General features: G+C 40.8%; 18 protein-coding genes. 2 read left to right on the plus strand and 16 right to left on the minus strand.

The annotated features are described in order from the left end of the window. Positions 1-152: 152 nt before the first annotated feature. Complete coding sequence (locus QL984_RS05070; protein ID WP_138764352.1) at positions 153-1,730, plus strand: LysM peptidoglycan-binding domain-containing protein; 1,578 nt, start codon at positions 153-155, stop codon at positions 1,728-1,730. A gap of 53 nt (positions 1,731-1,783) precedes the next feature. On the opposite strand, the gene QL984_RS05075 is transcribed toward QL984_RS05070, so the two are convergent. Next, positions 1,784-3,154, minus strand: a complete 1,371-nt coding sequence (locus tag QL984_RS05075) for a Gfo/Idh/MocA family oxidoreductase (protein ID WP_128583296.1) — start codon at positions 3,152-3,154, stop codon at positions 1,784-1,786. Positions 3,155-3,315: 161 nt separating this feature from the next. Here QL984_RS05075 and QL984_RS05080 point away from each other — a divergent pair, with 161 nt between their 5' ends. Next, positions 3,316-4,929, plus strand: a complete 1,614-nt coding sequence (locus tag QL984_RS05080; RefSeq protein WP_138764353.1) for a M28 family metallopeptidase — start codon at positions 3,316-3,318, stop codon at positions 4,927-4,929. A gap of 31 nt (positions 4,930-4,960) precedes the next feature. Here QL984_RS05080 and QL984_RS05085 read toward each other — a convergent pair whose 3' ends face one another. The 15 genes from QL984_RS05085 to QL984_RS05155 form a co-directional block, all read right to left on the minus strand. Then, positions 4,961-5,908 carry an EAL-associated domain-containing protein gene (locus QL984_RS05085; RefSeq protein ID WP_016899465.1) on the minus strand — a complete coding sequence of 316 codons (948 nt, stop codon included), beginning with the start codon at positions 5,906-5,908 and terminating at the stop codon, positions 4,961-4,963. Between the two features lie 231 nt (positions 5,909-6,139). Continuing rightward, positions 6,140-6,355, minus strand: coding sequence for a calmodulin (locus QL984_RS05090; RefSeq protein WP_013464551.1), 216 nt, complete (start codon positions 6,353-6,355; stop codon positions 6,140-6,142). Positions 6,356-6,424: 69 nt separating this feature from the next. Next, positions 6,425-6,637: an EF-hand domain-containing protein gene (locus QL984_RS05095; RefSeq protein WP_128583298.1), complete on the minus strand. Its 213-nt coding sequence runs from the start codon at positions 6,635-6,637 to the stop codon at positions 6,425-6,427. Positions 6,638-6,797: 160 nt separating this feature from the next. Then, positions 6,798-7,010: a calmodulin gene (locus tag QL984_RS05100; RefSeq protein WP_138764792.1), complete on the minus strand. Its 213-nt coding sequence runs from the start codon at positions 7,008-7,010 to the stop codon at positions 6,798-6,800. Between the two features lie 579 nt (positions 7,011-7,589). Beyond that, positions 7,590-7,805, minus strand: a complete 216-nt coding sequence (locus QL984_RS05105) for a TIGR02450 family Trp-rich protein (RefSeq protein ID WP_033103890.1) — start codon at positions 7,803-7,805, stop codon at positions 7,590-7,592. Between the two features lie 69 nt (positions 7,806-7,874). After that, complete coding sequence (locus QL984_RS05110; RefSeq protein WP_058154388.1) at positions 7,875-8,228, minus strand: cupredoxin domain-containing protein; 354 nt, start codon at positions 8,226-8,228, stop codon at positions 7,875-7,877. Positions 8,229-8,250: 22 nt separating this feature from the next. After that, positions 8,251-10,494: a heavy metal translocating P-type ATPase gene (locus tag QL984_RS05115; protein WP_138764333.1), complete on the minus strand. Its 2,244-nt coding sequence runs from the start codon at positions 10,492-10,494 to the stop codon at positions 8,251-8,253. Next, positions 10,491-10,928 (minus strand): MerR family transcriptional regulator, encoded by a 438-nt coding sequence (locus tag QL984_RS05120; RefSeq protein WP_138764334.1) that lies wholly within the window; start codon positions 10,926-10,928, stop codon positions 10,491-10,493. Before QL984_RS05120 ends, QL984_RS05115 begins: the two co-directional genes overlap by 4 nt. A gap of 209 nt (positions 10,929-11,137) precedes the next feature. Continuing rightward, positions 11,138-11,635, minus strand: a complete 498-nt coding sequence (locus QL984_RS05125; RefSeq protein ID WP_036956928.1) for a DUF2059 domain-containing protein — start codon at positions 11,633-11,635, stop codon at positions 11,138-11,140. A gap of 128 nt (positions 11,636-11,763) precedes the next feature. Next, positions 11,764-12,096, minus strand: a complete 333-nt coding sequence (locus QL984_RS05130; RefSeq protein ID WP_013464546.1) for a Na+/H+ antiporter subunit G — start codon at positions 12,094-12,096, stop codon at positions 11,764-11,766. Positions 12,097-12,105: 9 nt separating this feature from the next. Continuing rightward, entirely contained in the window at positions 12,106-12,375 is a 270-nt protein-coding gene (locus QL984_RS05135) for a K+/H+ antiporter subunit F (RefSeq protein ID WP_008114565.1), read from the minus strand. Continuing rightward, positions 12,369-12,905 carry a Na+/H+ antiporter subunit E gene (locus tag QL984_RS05140; RefSeq protein WP_016899457.1) on the minus strand — a complete coding sequence of 179 codons (537 nt, stop codon included), beginning with the start codon at positions 12,903-12,905 and terminating at the stop codon, positions 12,369-12,371. The genes QL984_RS05135 and QL984_RS05140 overlap by 7 nt, the downstream gene beginning before the upstream one ends. Then, positions 12,905-14,422, minus strand: coding sequence for a monovalent cation/H+ antiporter subunit D (locus tag QL984_RS05145; protein WP_024602786.1), 1,518 nt, complete (start codon positions 14,420-14,422; stop codon positions 12,905-12,907). Before QL984_RS05145 ends, QL984_RS05140 begins: the two co-directional genes overlap by 1 nt. After that, on the minus strand, positions 14,419-14,766 hold the full coding sequence (locus QL984_RS05150) for a Na+/H+ antiporter subunit C (RefSeq protein WP_013464542.1): 348 nt from the start codon (positions 14,764-14,766) through the stop codon (positions 14,419-14,421). The genes QL984_RS05145 and QL984_RS05150 overlap by 4 nt, the downstream gene beginning before the upstream one ends. Then, complete coding sequence (locus tag QL984_RS05155; RefSeq protein WP_096038305.1) at positions 14,766-17,558, minus strand: monovalent cation/H+ antiporter subunit A; 2,793 nt, start codon at positions 17,556-17,558, stop codon at positions 14,766-14,768. The genes QL984_RS05150 and QL984_RS05155 overlap by 1 nt, the downstream gene beginning before the upstream one ends. Positions 17,559-17,683: the final 125 nt, after the last annotated feature.

Below are 17,683 nucleotides of genomic sequence, written 5' to 3' on the forward strand. Positions count from 1 at the left end.
CTAGCAACAACAATAATAAAACGATTAGTTAATAAACAACAAGTTAACATTTTCTAATCATATTTGTTTGGAACTTTTAACGGTCATAAGTGGCAATGTTGACTCATTATGGGTAGTATTCGCCGAGTTTTTTACCCTATGTATTGGTATTTATGAATAAATCTCCTCTTTTATTGGTCTTAGTGATGACGCTAAGCGGTTGTCAAACACTGACAACGTTAAACACAGATTCACAAAATCAGGCACTAGACCAGCTTGAAGGCGCAAGCCCAAACGATATTAGCACGGCGCTGATGATGAACGCGCAATATCAACAAGTGAACGATATCGAAGAGGAAGCCCCTGTGTTTGACGATGTTTGGGAGCGTATTCGTTACCAATTATCTATCGATATTCCCCAAAATCGCCCAGTGGTCGCTGAGCGTAACTATTATGCGCGCCATCAAGCATACTTAGATCGTATCTCTAAACGTGCTGAGCCGTATTTGCACTTTATTGTTGAAGAAATTGAAAAGCGTGAAATGCCAATCGAAATTGCACTTTTACCTATAGTAGAAAGTGCTTTTGACCCTTATGGCTACTCGCATCGCACCGCATCGGGTATTTGGCAATTTATGCCAGCAACCGGCGAGCGTTTTGATTTAAAACAAAACTGGTGGTATGACGGCCGTCGCGACATTGTGCAATCAACTCGCGCAGCGCTTGATTATCTCTCATACTTACACAAAACCCTTGAGGGTGACTGGCTGAACGCAATTGCAGCTTATAACTCAGGTGAAGGCCGCTTACTGCGTGCGATTAAAAAGAATCGTAAAAAGCATTTACCTACCGATTTTTGGTCACTTGATTTACCTCGTGAAACCACTGCCTACGTGCCTAAATTATTAGCATTAGCCGATTTATTAAAGCGCGCTGATGATTTTAATGTGTCATGGAAGCCTATCATTAACGCGCAAGTGGTTGAAGTGGTCAATATTGAGTCACAAATTGATTTAGCGCTGGCAGCCGACATGGCTGACATGACCCTTACCGAGCTATACAGACTAAACCCTGGATTTAACCGCTGGGCAACAGACCCTGATGGCCCACACTTTTTATTAATACCCACCGATAAAGTAGAGCAATTTACAGAAAAATTGGCTGCAACTGACATTAAAAATCGTCTTCGCTGGCAACAATATAAAGTAAAAAAAGGTGATAGCCTGTCGGTAATTGCCAGTAAATTTACCACTAGCACCAATGCAATAAAGTCATTAAATAAGCTTAATTCAAACGTAATTCGTGTTGGCCAACAAATTTTAGTGCCGCTAACAGATGGTAAAATTAACAGTGAACATTTGCCTCAGCAAGTACGCGCGGCCGCTAATAAAAGTTTGCGTACTAAGCTCTCACACACGGTAAAAAGTGGTGACACATTGTGGGACATAAGCCGCGAATACGATGTCACTATAGGTGAATTAGCTAAGTGGAATAAGCTGAAGAAAAATGCAGTACTGCGTTTAAATCAAAAATTGGTTGTTTATAAATCAGCAAATCAGCCTAAAGAGTCAGCGAATAACACCAATCGCACTATTACTTATAAAGTGCGTCGGGGTGATTCATTAGCGCGTATAGCCTCTAAGTTTAATTTAACCGTGAGCGATATAATTAAATGGAATGACTTGGCTGGGCAAAAATACTTACAGCCAGGCCAAAAGCTTAAACTCAAGGTTGATGTGAGAAGTAGCTAATAAACATAACCAATAAATAAAAAAAGAGCGCATGCGCTCTTTTTTTATTTGGCTTAGCTTACAATGCCCAAAGGCTGTGCGGTTTGCCATGCCCCGCGAGTAAAATCGGGAATATCTATTGAGCGGCTACGCTCACTCACAGACTGGGCTGATAACGGCGAAATAACCGACCATGCCGCCCCGTCATAAACGTCTTGATCTAGCGGTTCACCATTTCTTAAGCAGTAAATCATCCGCCAAAACATTAAAAAGTCCATGCCACCGTGACCACCATTGCGCTGCGCCTCTTCACCCATTTTTGTCCATAAGGGATGGTCGTACTGCTCATACCATGCGCTCATATCATAATCCCACTCATGAAAACTTTTTGAGCCACCAGTTTCAATGGCAATACGATTAGGGAAACCTGCAAACACGCCATTCGTGCCTTGTATTAAGTTATGTCGTGAGTACGGCCGAGGGGTTGTCGTATCGTGCTGCACCATAATACTGCGCCCTTTGAGAGTTTTAATCAGCGTCGTGTTCATGTCACCAGCAATATAATTGAGCTGGTTACGGGGATGATCGGCAGCAAACTCACGTTGCGCATAGGCGCTTCGGCCAAGTGAAGGTGAGCTCATTGAGGTTAAAAAATCGAACCGATCGCCACGATTTATATTCATGTATTGCGATACCGGCCCTAATCCATGCGTAGGATATAAATTACCGTCACGTCTTGCATGCCACTGCGTTCGCCATGAGCCTGTTTTGTGCTCAAGCTCTTTCATTTGCCAGCGCAGTTCATGAATATACGCCGCTTCGCCATGTAACAGCTTCCCAAATACACCTTGGCGTACCATGTTTAATACCATTAACTCGTCGCGGCCGTAGTTAACATTTTCCATCATCATGCAGTTTTTTTGCGTACGCTCTGCGGTATCGACAATTTGCCACATTTCATCAACAGTCAGTGCCAGAGGCACTTCAACAAAAGCATGTTTTGCGCTGTTCATGGTATCGATAGCCATTGGCGCATGCCATGCCCATGGTGTTGAAATAATCACAATATCAATGTCTTGTCGTTCGAGCATTTGTTGATAAGCGCGCTCACTGCCACTATACAATGCAGGCTTTGCCACTCCCGTATCAACTAAATAATTAGCGGCACGTTCTAAAACCTCTGTATGAGTATCGCAAATAGCCACTATTTGAGTACCTTCAATGTGGCTCATACGCTTTACATGGCCATACCCGCGCTGACCCACACCAATAAACCCTACTCTCACCACATCCATTTTAGGTGCGACCAAACCGATAACGGAGCGCCCTTGTTGCATAGGCGCGCTAGTATGAACACTGCCACTAGATGCGCAGCCACTAACCACACCTGCAGCGGCAGCTACACTGGCTGCCTTTAAAAAATCCCGACGATTAAATTGCTTCATTACTTATCCCTTTTGTTATTATTTTTAACTTACCTAATGGCGATTAATGGGTAAAGGGCCAAAGAGGTAAGCTGCATAAAAATAGGTTTAAAAGGGATAAAAATTCGCATTGTGTTATTGTTTGGGGTTATAGTCGAAAAAATATTATTTCCTAACTTATTATGTCTTATATAAAAACCATCACATTTTTTTTAGTTATTGTACTAACGGGTTGCTCAGAGTCTGCAACCCCCACTTCCTCGCTCGAAAACAGTCCGGGCATTAGTTTAAATAATATAAAACAGCATATTAAAACCCTTGCCTCTGATGACTTTGAAGGTCGCGGTCCTTTAACATTGGGTGAAGTAAAAACCGTTGGCTATTTGAGTGAACAATACAAAGCCATAGGGTTAACTGGTGCCTATAACGGTGATTTTTTACATCCGGTTAAAATGGCCATGATCACCGCAGATCAAAACATGCAATTGACCATGGGTGATTTAAGCTTTAAAGCGGGTAAAGACTTTACTGCTCGTACTAAACAATTGCAGCCAGTTATTGATGTTCGAAATTCTGATGTGGTCTTTGTCGGTTATGGTATAAATGCCCCTGAATATAACTGGAACGACTACGCCAATATTGATGTAACTGGTAAAACCGTTATTGTGCTGGTAAACGATCCGGGCTTTGCCACTCAAGACGATACGTTATTTACTGGTAATGCCATGACTTATTATGGTCGTTGGACTTATAAATATGAAGAAGCCGCGCGCCAAGGCGCTAAAGCGGTATTTATTGTTCACGAAACAGCTCCTGCCGCATACCCTTGGGGGGTAGTTGAAAGCTCAAATACCGGCACTAAATACAGTCTAATGGATAACAACCTCAATGCATCTGAATTGCCCGTTATGGGCTGGCTAACACTCGATGCCACCGAGCAAATATTTGCATCAGCACACTTAAATTACCAACAATTAAAGCAACAAGCACTTAGTGAGCAATTTCAAGCTAAAGCGTTGAATTTAAAAGCAACCCTTGCATTTAAAAACGAAGTGTCACATGCAAAATCACATAATGTGGTCGCAAAAATCACAGGCAGTGAAAGCCCAGATGAATACATCGTTATTAGTGCCCATTGGGATCACTTTGGCACTAAACAAACCGACAGCGGTCCTAAAATTTATAATGGCGCCGTTGATAACGCATCAGGCACCGCGGCCACCCTTGAGATTGCTCGAATAATGCAAAAAATGCATCAGCAAACACCGTTTAAACGCTCGATTATTTTTGCCAACTTCACCGCCGAAGAAACCGGTTTAATTGGTTCAGCGCAGTTTGCCTCTGGTGACGTGATCCCAACAAAGAATATGGTTGCCCTACTAAATATTGATGGGATGAACGTACTCGATAGCACCGACTATATTTTACAGTACGGTAAAGACCTCTCGACTATGGAACACTATTTAGCTAAAGCCGCAAACGCGCAAGGACGTCAAGTTAAACTGGATCCTCGTGCGCAAAATGGCTTATTTTTTAGATCGGATCATTTTTCACTCGCCAAACAAGGTGTGCCAAGCTTACTGTTTATGAGCCTAGGTGATACCGATCCTGACTACATCACTCATAAATACCATAAAGAAGCTGACGATTACTCAGCAGATTGGTCATTAGGTGGGGTAAAACAAGATGTAGAACTGATTGTTGATATAGCCTCACAACTGGCGAATAACGGTGATTGGCCAAAATGGACAAGCGAGTCTGACTTTAAAACTAAACGCACCGCTGACAAACAATAAATACAATTAAACATTACTATTTAAAATCCTCCTACTCGGAGGATTTTAGTTTTACCCGTGCCTGTGTAAGCAATGTTTCAGCTTTTGCCCCTAAATACACATATATCGCTAAAGCAATTAAAAGTCCCACCACTGCAAGCATCATCGCTATAGCTGGCATTAAATACTCTGATTGCCCTAATGCGGCTTTAAACATAGTGAGTAGTGCTTCAATTGATATAGCAATTAACACGGTAGAGATAAACCGGGTAATGGTTCGTCGTGTTGATGAGTGTCTAAAAATATCTTTATGCATGAGGATTTCTTCCTCAAGAATTGTTTTGCCAAGATCAAAAACAGCCAATGCTAACGTGATATAAATAATGATGCTAAAGGGTTCTAGGGGATCGGACGAACTATTTACGTGAGTTATTAATTCATAGATGTCGATAAATACGATGTTGAGTAAAAAAAGCACCAAACTAAATAAGCACGCCACAATAATGCCATAACCTGCTTTAAAATAAGGTGACATAGTCGCACGTGCGGTATCACCCATCACAAACTCAATAAGCTGCGTTAAACTTACATCAACAACTAAATAATGTTGATTATTGATAGGTTTGTTTAATTCTTTAATCGCAGATATACATAAATGGTTGGTCGCAATAGAAATATAAGGCGCAGTAAAACAAATAGCATTACAGGCTTTTACATTTAAAAAATAAGGCCGCTCACTTAAATCCTGATTATTGCCTCTCTGTGCTAATTTTTTATTGTAGGCACGTTTAAAACAAACGTTATTGCCCTGTTGTGAGCCCTTCTCGTCCAAACAGTATTGTAATTCTAAAAAAGGATAATGCTTTGTTAAATAGCGCATATCACGATTATTAGCGATGCCGTCATCTATACTCATTAAAATTGATTCTAATAAGCTATGTATTATCTGCTCATATTCGTTATAGCGCTCTACACTACTGATATAACTCATTCTCGCCATAATTAGGCTCCTTAAATACCCTAATCAACAGCTAAGCAAGTTTAAAACCAAAAATTAAAGAACTTAAAAATCAATAGATTAAATTAAATACATTGATGCCATTGCACTATTTTAGTGACAACTGCACACACTATTTCCCGCCACGCACAAAAAAGCAGCTGAGTATTTACTACTTAGCTGCTTTTTATGTCTCGTTTATAAATTACATAAACGCTTTCATCCGTAATGTAATTACTGAATTTTTGCGAACTCTTCTTTTGAAAGCTCACCGTTGCTATCAACATCTAAATCATCAAATAATTGAGCTAGTTGTGAGTTAGCTTGTGCTTCAGACTGGCTAATAACGCCGTCGCCATCAGTATCGAAAGAATCAAAGTCAACCGCAGCAAAAGCCGCTGAAGATGAAGCAAGTGCAATTAAAGCGAGTGTTTTAGTAAATGTTTTCATAATTAATCCTTAGGCTAAATGCCTTAATTAAAATGGTAAGAAGTCCTTTTCAAAGATCCTTAAGGGAAACTAGTACGCTGAAAATTCTTCTTTAGAAAGTTCACCATTACCATCTACATCTAGCTCTGCAAATTGCTCCATAAGCTCAGCAGCAACCGATGCCTCTGCTTGGCTGATGGTGCCACTGCCATCTACATCAAGCGTTTCAAAGTCTGTGCTTGCAAATACTGCAGATGAAGAAGCAAGCGCCATTAATACCAGTGTTGATTGTAACTTTTTCATAATATAATCCTTCAAAGTGTGCAATGTTCGTCAAATAAAAAATAATTGGCTCAAAACTATCAACCTCATATCCTTGCGATTCTTTGTCATAGGCTCCCTTGCCTATTTAGGTTGTCTTGGGCAACTCAGAATCAGTAGTAGTATTGAGCACTAAAGCTGGTTACGCCTCAGAAAACTCTGCTTTAGATAACTCACCGTTTTGGTCAGTATCAAGCTCAGTAAACTGGCTCATAAGTGAGGCGTCAACTGATGCTTCAGCTTGGCTAATAGCGCCGTTGCCATCCACATCGAGTGTGTCAAAATCGGTTGCTGCAAAAGCCGCTGATGAAGAAGCTAAAGCCATTAATACCAGTGTTGATTTAAGTGTTTTCATAATGTAATTCCTTCATTAGGTTGTGCGATAAAAGCGATATGCTTTATCACGTTTTTTGCTAAATACAGCTTAGGTATTACAACTTCGATGCCATGTTTTTAAAGTTATTTAAAAACATGAAGTTAGAATGATTTTGAAGCATTTTAATAAAAATAAACCATGATTTTGTTGCTTTTTAGCAACAACCACTGAGGCTGAAATAAATAAACATTTAGAATCAATAAGTTAAATTATAATAAAAAGAGACATGGGAATGAAAAAACCGGAAAAATCATGTTTAGAGCAGTTATGAGAATAAACCGACTCTGAACACATCCGACATACTTACTTTAACGGTATAAAATAATACGCATAACGCATTGAAATATAATAACTAAAATAATTTTTCTATTATTTTTTATAAAAACTTTTGAAGAACGATTTAAAAACTATCGTTTTGTTGCCAAATGGCGAATTGGGATGAAAACAAGCTGTAATAGAGGAGAGTCGCTAGCAATGTGTTGTTCTAAAAAACAATAAACTAGTCGCTCATACTCATAAGGGCTATGAGCATGAGCAATGTGTTTTACAAAGTCTGCTTTATTTCCAACCTTGCAGCCATTTTTGTTGATCTTTTAAATCGCGCCACTGAATTGGGTATTGGTTTTTTGACATTACCGCCTCAGTGATACATTCAACGACGTTGCCGTCTTCATCAAACTCAACCTCAACAATAATAAAATGTTTTTCCTTATTAATTGCTGGGATCGCTGTCCATTTACTATTAAGCAGTTTTTTAGGATTTAATTTATTCATACTACGCCTTATAAGTTTTCTGCTTGAACATACGCATCAGAGCCACTTTTAGTTTTATTAATCTAATATTCAAGACACTACTAACGTGCCTTTATACATTTGCATTTGGCAATGAAAAGCATATTCACCCACTTTAAGTGCCGGCAGCTCAACAGTGTTATTCTCACCCATAGCGAGCGTTTTACTGATATCGAGTGAAGGAAACACCACCGTTTCGGCGCATGGGGCGCTGTCTTGTCGATTAAACGTCAGCGTTATTTTTTTATCAGCAGCCACTTTAATATGGGCAGGATAATAAACGCCGTTATTAACCACTATCGTTATTTTGTTATTATTACTCTGCACTTGCTTAGGTTTGTATAGCCAAAACCAGTAAATAATAACCGCAATTAACAATGCGCCGAGTATATTGATCATCAACATAATGCTACTCCTATTTATAAAATTACGATTTACTGGGTTTAAAAAAGCGCAGGCGATTGGCGTTTGTGACCACAGTTAGTGATGACAACGCCATAGCAGCACCTGCAACAACCGGGTTGAGTAATATACCAAAAAATGGATATAACAGCCCCGCAGCAATTGGAATACCTGCCACATTGTAAATAAATGCACCAAATAAATTTTGCTTAATATTGACTATAGTGGCGCTACTAATCGCAATGGCATCGCCAAGACTCTGTAATGAACCACGCATTAAGGTGATATCAGCGCTCTCAATCGCCACATCGGTGCCAGTGCCAATAGCAAACCCAACATCGGCCTGTGCCAGTGCCGGCGCATCGTTTATACCATCACCCGTCATACCGACTATTTCACCTTTAGCTTGGCGTTTAGTTACTTCACTGGCTTTGTCATCAGGCATTACTTGGGCAATAAAGTCCTTAATACCGACTTTGTTAGCGACGGCTCTAGCGGTAGCTTGGTTATCACCGGTCAGCATAACAACATGGATACCTTTTTTTTGTAGACGTTTAATGGCCTCTGCTGAATCGTCTTTTATCGGATCGGCTACCGCTATAATGGCTTGTAGTTGGGTATCAATAGCAAAATACATTGGCGTTTTAGCGGCGCTGGCTAATTGCTCTGCTTGCTCTTTTGCCTCTGCAATACTGATATTGTGTTGGCTCATAAGCGCTTCATTGCCAAACAATAAAGTTTGTCCATTTAATGTGCCTGTAACACCTTGCCCCGTCACAGCGTTAAAATCGCTGACTTTTTCAATCGTGATATCTTCATTTTCAGCATAACTTACAATAGCTTGCGCTAAAGGATGTTCAGAGCCGCTTTCAAGACTAGCGGCAAGCTTTAGCACGTGTACTTTATCGCTGTCATTAAAATTAATGATATCGGTAACGGTGGGTTTTCCTTCTGTGATCGTGCCAGTCTTATCTAAAATCATGGTGGTTATTTTAGAGGTAGTTTGCAGCGCTTCTCCATTACGAATAAGTATTCCCAATTCAGCGGCTTTACCTATCCCAACCATAATTGACATAGGGGTTGCTAAACCCAGCGCACACGGACAGGCAATGATAAGCACCGTGGTCACGGCCACTACCGCATAAGCAATGCTCGGCTCGGGGCCAAAATTAAGCCATGCAAGGCCCGCGAGCACTGCAATAATCATTACCGTAGGAACAAATACGCCGGATATTACATCGGCTAAACGCCCTATGGAGGGTTTAGAATTTTGTGCTCGTTTAACCATATTAATAATACTGGCAAGTGTGGTTTCACTGGCAATATGGGTGGCTTTAAATAGCAACGTGCCACTTTTATTAATACTGCCTGCAACAACGGTATCGCCCTCACTTTTGTTCACTGGCATAGGCTCACCCGTGAGCATTGACTCATCAACTGAGCTGCGACCTTCAATGACTTCTCCATCTACAGGGATTTTTTCACCGGGGCGTACACGCACAGTCTCGTTTTTTAGTACCTCACTAATAGCTATATCTTGCTCTTTGTTATCACGCACTACCCGAGCGGTTTTTGGCTGCAAACCGATTAAGCGTTTTATCGCCTCAGATGTGCGACCGCGGGCTTTTACTTCAAAGGCAAGGCCTAGGCTAATTAAACCGATGATCATCGCTGAGGCTTCAAAATAAACATGCCTGGCCACCTCGGGTAGCACGCTTGGCGCAATGACTACCACCATAGAATACAACCACGCGGTACCTGTGCCCAACGCAATCAGTGTATCCATATTGGCGGTGTGGTTTTTAAATGACTGCCATGCGCCGTTGTAAAACTGTTTACCCGCAATGGCCATAACCACTAAAGTGACTATACCAACAATAAACCAGCCAATGCGCTGCGCGTTGGTGGTGACACTCATATCAAAAATAAGCCCATACAACATAAGCGGAGCGCCAACGCCTAGCGCCAATACCATATTACGCATTAGCTTTTTATAATGTGCGTTATCGGCTTTGGCTTTTTCATCTAGCGCGTCTTGCTCCGACTCGCTATTCATTGGCTTAGCCTTGTAACCAATATTTTCGACTGCTTCAATCAGCTCTGCTGATGGCGCATTGCCTTCAACTTGCACACTGCGATCAGCAAAGTTCATTTCAACACGCTGCGCACCTGATACGCTTTTTAGCGCTTTTTCTATTTTTGCGACGCAGCTGCCGCAATTGGCGCCTTCAATTATAAAATTTTGCACTGTGTCTTTATTGTTGCTCATTTTGTTTCCTCGGAACTAACTTGTTCGTTAAGGGGATCTACAAAGGTCTCAATTAAACTACATATATCAGCACTTGCGGCACCATCGCTTGAGTTTTCCCACTGTTTTACCGCTGCTTGCATACGCGTTCTTAGTTTGAGTGTTTCTTGAAATAGCCGCTCTGTTTCTTCAAGTCGCTTTGCTATTAATTGTCGTGTCAGTGGACACGGACAATTCCCTTGCTCCGACTGAGCAACTATTTGCTGAATATCTTTAATAGAAAAACCAAGTTGCCGTGCACTAATAATAAACTTTAAACGCTGTTGATCGGCAGCGGTATACACTTGATAGCCATTGCTTTGGCTACGAATGGGGTTAAGTAACTTTATACGCGTGTAGTGCCGCACTGTATCTTGGGTCACTCCCATGATTTTAGCTAGCTGTTTAACATACATAACTCACTCCATCGGGTTTTAATAGTGATATAATAAACCTATGTGTAACACACAGGTCAACCGCTATTTTAAAACTCAGGGAATGCGTTATCGGCACATTAAATAAGTGATTACGTTTGCTTAAAGAAGAGGAAGAATACAGCAGTCACAAAATAGTGACTGCTAGAAAATGTAGACGTTATTTTGCTAAGAGTTAGGTTAACAATAATTTAATTTGCTTCGCTACGCGATTGTTTAAGTGCTTCACCTAGCTGCCCAGCAATTGCTTGGATCTCAGGCATGGCTTCTTGCACTAAAGATTGTGACATTTGCATAGATGCTTGCATCACCTGTGGCATTTTTTTCAAAATAGCTTGCCCTGACTCTGTTTTATAAAAATCGAGCATATCGCTAATCTCTTGCTCACTAAATTGCTTATCATAAAGGTTAACCATCATAGGCTGCATTTTTTGCCAGCTCATTTTGGTTTTTAGCACCTCAGTCATATCGGCATAATATTTATCAAATATTGGCTTTTCATCTGGCTTTACACCCATTTGCACCGACATATTTTGCATCATGCCCTCAACTTGAGAATACATAGAGTCAACCATGGCGTCCATATCCATCACCTCTACCAGCTCATCAATTTTTTGTTGCTTAGTAGTTTGCGCTGCATATAAGTTAGTTGAAAAAATAAGTAGTGATAAAAGTAATACCTTACCCATATTAATATCCTTTTTGTATTTGAATTTACGCCATACTCACATGTTCAATAAGTGTTGTAAATGGGAACAACCAAAAAAACAAAAAGCCGAATAACTACCATTATTCGGCTTTTTGTCGTTTGTTAGGGTTAATCTTTTTCGATATTATCGAGTCCTTTCGTTCCATCTTTGGCTTTTAACTTATGATGAATAGCGGTTTTAATTAGCATATAACCACTAATGGGCGCCGTGATTAATAAAAATATAGTGATTAATATTTCTTTTACGCTTAAGCCACTAGCTGAATTGGCAAAAAATACCATCGCAGCCGTGAGTATACTTGCCATCCCTAAAGTGGTTGCTTTAGTTGGCCCATGTAAACGCATAAAAAAGTCCGGCAGTTTAATTAAGCCAATAGAGCCAATTAAAATAAAGAGCCCACCTAATAACAGCAATATTGATACGATCCATTCACTTATCATTTTAATACCTTACTCAATTATATCGCCACGAAGTAAATACTTACATACTGCCACCGTACTTATAAAGCCTAACATTGCGATAAGCAAAGCGGCTTCAAAATATAAACCTGTTCCCATACTGATGCTATATAAAATAATCAATGCAATAACGTTAATGTACATTGTATCGAGCGCCAAAATACGATCTGGTACTGATGGACCAATAATAAGTCGCCATAGATTTAGTAGTAATGACAATCCAACCATTGAAAAAACAATCAGTAATACTGTATCTAACATTGAAATATCTCCTTTAGGGGAGCTTCGTAGCGTGCTTTAATTTGTTTGATAAGTGCTTGCTCATCATCTAAATCTAACACGTGAATTAATAAATATCGCTGCGCCGGTTCATCGTCTTCATTAAGTGACTTAATGAGAGGATAAACCTCAGCACTGACTGTACCCGGCGTTAAAGACACACAACTAGCTAAAATAGTAATTGGCATTTCATGCATTAAATCGATAGGCACTTTAACAAAACCTGGACGTAAATTTTTTGAAGGGCCCAGTATTAATAAGGCCACTTGTAAATTAGCCACAATAATATCGTAAAGCACAATAAGTAACTGCTTAAACGCCAAGCCAGGCTTTAATATGAGTGGTTGTGGATCTCTAAACGACATACTAAATAAAGGAATAAGCAGTGCTAACAATGCACCCAATATAATATGCCCTACAGACACACTGTTATTTAATAATAGCCATACTATAAATAAAAATAGACTACGAAACGGTGTGGGTAACCAACGAAAACGAGCTTCTAAGCGCATTACAGACCTCCCTTGAGTACCGCATTAATACCACCACTAATATCATGAAGTTGAGTTGCTGTTTCAAGTGCATATTGCGTTGCCAAATCACCAAAAACAACCAACAGTATTGAGCTTGTGAGCAGGCCAACAAGTACGATAACTTGCAACGGATGTGCATTAGCAACATCAGCAGCCTCACCGCCTTTGTCTTTATGCTCCCAAAACAAACTCGTGCCTGCACGTGATATAGCAACAATTAACGCTAAGCTCATAATTAAGTAAACAGGCCAAAATACCAGTGCTTGCTCACTGTTTAAGGTGGTTTTTAAAATCCAAATTTTACCTACAAAACCTGAAAGTGGCGGCATACCTATGACGGTTAGTCCAGCGATAATAAAACACGCTCCCAACAAGAATGGTTGTTTAACTGCGCGTCCGCCAACTAATCTGTCGCCGGCTTTACCTCGCTGAGTTGCAATTAAATCAGCCAGTAAAAATAGTGCTGCAGTCACTAACGTTGAGTGCACCAAATAATACAATAGTGCAGCTGTGGCGTTTATATTTTGAAGTGCAACCAGTGCCACTAAAGTACCCACAGAAACCAGTACTAAGTTTGCGGTAAGCTTACGTAAATCTTGTGCTGCCAACACCCCGATTGCCCCAATCACTATGGTAGCAATGGCCAACGCCCATAGCCAAGACTGCGCCATATGCTCAAGTTCACCGGCTTGCTCACCAAATACCACTGTATATACGCGTAAAGTGGCGTAAACACCTACTTTGGTCATAATCGCGAATAATGCAGCAACCACGGGTGTCGCACTTGAATAGGCATTTGGGAGCCATAAATGCAGTGGTAATAGTGCACTTTTAAGGGCAAATACTACAAGCAATAGTAACCCGCCCGCTTTAGCTAAATAAACATCATCACCAGTTAACTGCGGTACTTTATTAGCCATATCAGCAATGTTTAGGGTACCCAATACCCCATATAAAATACCTAAGCCGATTAAAAATACACTTGAGCCAACCAAGTTTAAAATAACGTAATGCAGTGCTGCACGTGTTTTTGGTTTACCGCCGCCGTGCATTAATAGCGCATAAGAAGCAATTAGTAACACTTCAAAAAAGACAAAGACGTTAAATAAATCGCCCGTTAAAAACGCACCATTTACCCCTAATATTAAAAAATGAACCAAGGGATGGAAAAAGCTGCCTTGCTCGTCATCGCCGGCACACCCATATAAAACCACACCAAGACCTAAAAAGGCGGTTAAAGTAACCAGTAAAGTTGAGAGCATATCTGCTACCAGTACAATACCAAACGGCGCTGACCAGTTACCGATTGCATAAACAATAATCCCGTTATCTTTAACCTGAACCAGCAGTAATACTGTAATTACAAAGGTTAAAATAGCCATTAGGCTTGAAGTTAATCGCCGTGCAAATAAACTTTTGCCACACGGTGGCAGTAGCAGAATGATTGCCGCTAGCATAGGCATTAAAACAGGCAAAGATGCTAAATGCTGAATCATTTTCTCTCCTTGCGTTTACTTCTGGTTAGGGTGCCATCAACATGATCATTCCCTAAATCTGCTCGCCCTCGTATCGATAAAATAACCACAAACGCAGTCATGGCAAATCCTATCACAATAGCTGTTAATACTAAGGCTTGTGGCAGCGGATCGGCGTAATCAGCGCCAGTTCCAAGTACCACCGCTTTATTGATAGTTAAGCGCCCTGATGAGAATAAAAACAAATTAACCGCGTAAGAAATCATTGTCAGCCCCAATACCACTGGGAATGTGCGCGCTCTTAATAATAAGAACACACCACAGGTGACTAGCACGCCAACGCAAGATGCGTATAACAGTTCCATTAAATATTTACCTCTTCTTTCTCTGCTTTCGCTGTCATATTACCTAAGCTCGCAAGGATCATTAGCGTCGCGCCAACGACGGTTAAGTACACGCCCAAGTCAAATACAATGGCGCTAGCTAGCTCTGTTTTACCAACAAACGGAATATCAAAGTAATCAAACCAGGTAGTTAAGAATGGTTTATCGAAGAACCAACTTCCGACACCCGTAAACATGGCGATAGCGATACCTGATGCAATAATTTTTCGATAGTTAACATCAAAACGTTCATTAATCCACGCAGTACCATGGGCCATATATTGTAAAATAAAGGCAATAGAGGTCACTAGGCCGGCAATAAATCCACCGCCCGGTAAGTTATGACCACGTAAGAAAATATAAGCGGATACTAATAGCGCCAATGGTAATAAGCTTTGTGAAATACAAGCCAATAAAATAGGGTGACGGTCTTTAGACCATGGGCGCCCTTCACTGTCGCTTGCTGGCATATAAAGCGGAATTCTTGATAACAGTTTAAATATACCCAGTGCTGCAATCCCTAACACGGTGATTTCACCTAAGGTATCAAAGCCCCTAAAATCAACTAAAATAACGTTAACAACGTTAGTACCCCCACCGCCTGTTTTAGCATTAGCAACAAAGAATTCAGAAATTGAATTAAGAGGACGGGTCAGTAATGCATAACAAATACTAGCAATAATTACCCCCACCGTAGAGGAAATAACCACATCACGTAAAATACGCAACGAGCTTGACTCTCTTGGCGTACTTTGCGGTAAGAAAAACAGTGCCAACATTAATAATATGATGGTCGCAACTTCTACTGTAAGTTGCGTTAAGGCCAAGTCAGGCGCTGAAAAACGTGTAAACGCTACCGACACCATTAATCCCACAATCGACAGCATTAATAACGACACCATCCGAATTCGATGCCAAATAACGGTAGCAATAGCACCAATAATCAATAGCCCTGCACCTATAGCATTTTGAATATCAACTGGGGTGTTAGGTACACTGCCAGCTAGCTGTTTCATTTCAAATAATGGCCAACCTGAGGCAAGTAATACAACACCTAACATAATAAATACATAGCGTTGTAATGAGCCATTTTCTGTTGATTGGATTTTGTTTTGACACCAATTAACCACAACCGCTAAAAAACGCTCGAATATTTTTTTAGCATTAAAAGGGGGTAACGACGCCTGAAACTGGAACAAGTACTTACGATTAACGTAAATAAATAAACCACCAATCACCGCCATACCACTCATAAGTAGAGGTAAATTGAAACCGTGCCAAATAGTTAGCTTGTACTCAGGCATAGCTTGGCCAAGCACCGCCAATGAGGCAGCCGATAAAATACCATCTACTGCAAAGTGCGGAAAAATCCCCACTAAAATACACAGCACCACTAAAATTTCGATTGGCACTCGCATATAACGTGGTGCCTCATGAGGAGTGCGTGGTAAGTCTATCGGTTCACCATTAAAGAACACGTCATGAATAAAGCGAGATGAGTACGCTACCGACAGCGCACCTGCAACGGTTGCCAGCACAGGAATTAACCACGACATAGAGCCAAGTACTTGCTGATGCAGTGTTTCAGCAAAAAACATTTCTTTTGACAAGAAACCATTTAATAGCGGCACCCCAGCCATTGCCGCCGCAGCAACCATCGCCAATGTGGCTGTATAAGGTAAGTAGCGCCACATGCCATTGAGTTTGCGCATATCACGCGTGCCGGTTTCATGGTCAATAATACCCGTGGCCATAAATAACGACGCTTTAAACGTAGCATGGTTAATAATATGAAAAATAGCGGCTACGGTTGCAAGTTGTGTGTCTAGGCCGAGTAATAGAGTAATTAGGCCTAAATGACTAATTGTTGAATAGGCTAATAAGCCTTTTAAATCATGTTTGAATAGCGCAATGTAAGCGCCAAATAAAAGTGTAGTTAAACCCGTCAAACCGACTAATAAAAACCAAGTGTCGGTTCCCGCCAGTGCTGGATAAAAACGCGCAAGTAAAAAGATACCCGCTTTTACCATAGTGGCAGAGTGTAAATAGGCACTAACAGGCGTAGGTGCTGCCATGGCGTGGGGTAACCAAAAATGAAACGGAAATTGTGCAGACTTGGTAAAGGCGCCTAGTAATACTAGCACCAGCGCTAATTCGTATAAATCATGTGATTGAATAATCGCTTTGCTAGCTAAAATAGTGTCTAGGTTGTAGCTTCCAACAATATCACCTAGCAGCATTAAGCCGCCCAGTAATGCTAAACCACCCGCACCGGTTACCGCCAGTGCCATACGCGCCCCCTTGCGCGCCTCTGATTTATGCCACCAGTAACTAATCAACAAGAACGAGCTAATACTGGTTAGCTCCCAAAATACCCATAACTGAATCACATTGTTTGACATAACAATGCCCAGCATGGCGGTCATAAATAACATTAAGTAACTAAATAGCTTTGGCAGTGAATCGTTTTGACTTAGGTAATAACGGGCATACAAAATAACCAGCAGCCCTATTCCTAAAATCATAAATAAAAACAGTAAACTCAATCCATCTAAGCGTAAGGAAATATCCAGCCCTAAAGCAGGTATCCACTGCGCGCTAAAACGAATGGTTTCTCCCGCGAGAACCGCAGGCGCATGATAAAGTGTAATTGCAAGCGCGGCTAAAGGCGCAATAGCCGTTAGGCTCGTTGCCTGATTTCGAGAAAGTTTGCCGGTGCATGCAGAAATAACACTGCCTAATAAGGATAACAGGGGTATCCAGAGCAAAGTCATAATGAAGGGCCTTTTTGAATCATAAAGTTTATCAATTCGCTACTTGTTATTATTAAATACCAAAGTGACTTGGGTATACGTTTTATATCTGTTTTTTAACAACATTAATACGTACAGTTATACTG

Origin of the sequence: Pseudoalteromonas sp. APC 3495, assembly GCF_030407645.1 — a bacterium.
GTDB classification, from domain to species: domain Bacteria; phylum Pseudomonadota; class Gammaproteobacteria; order Enterobacterales; family Alteromonadaceae; genus Pseudoalteromonas; species Pseudoalteromonas tetraodonis.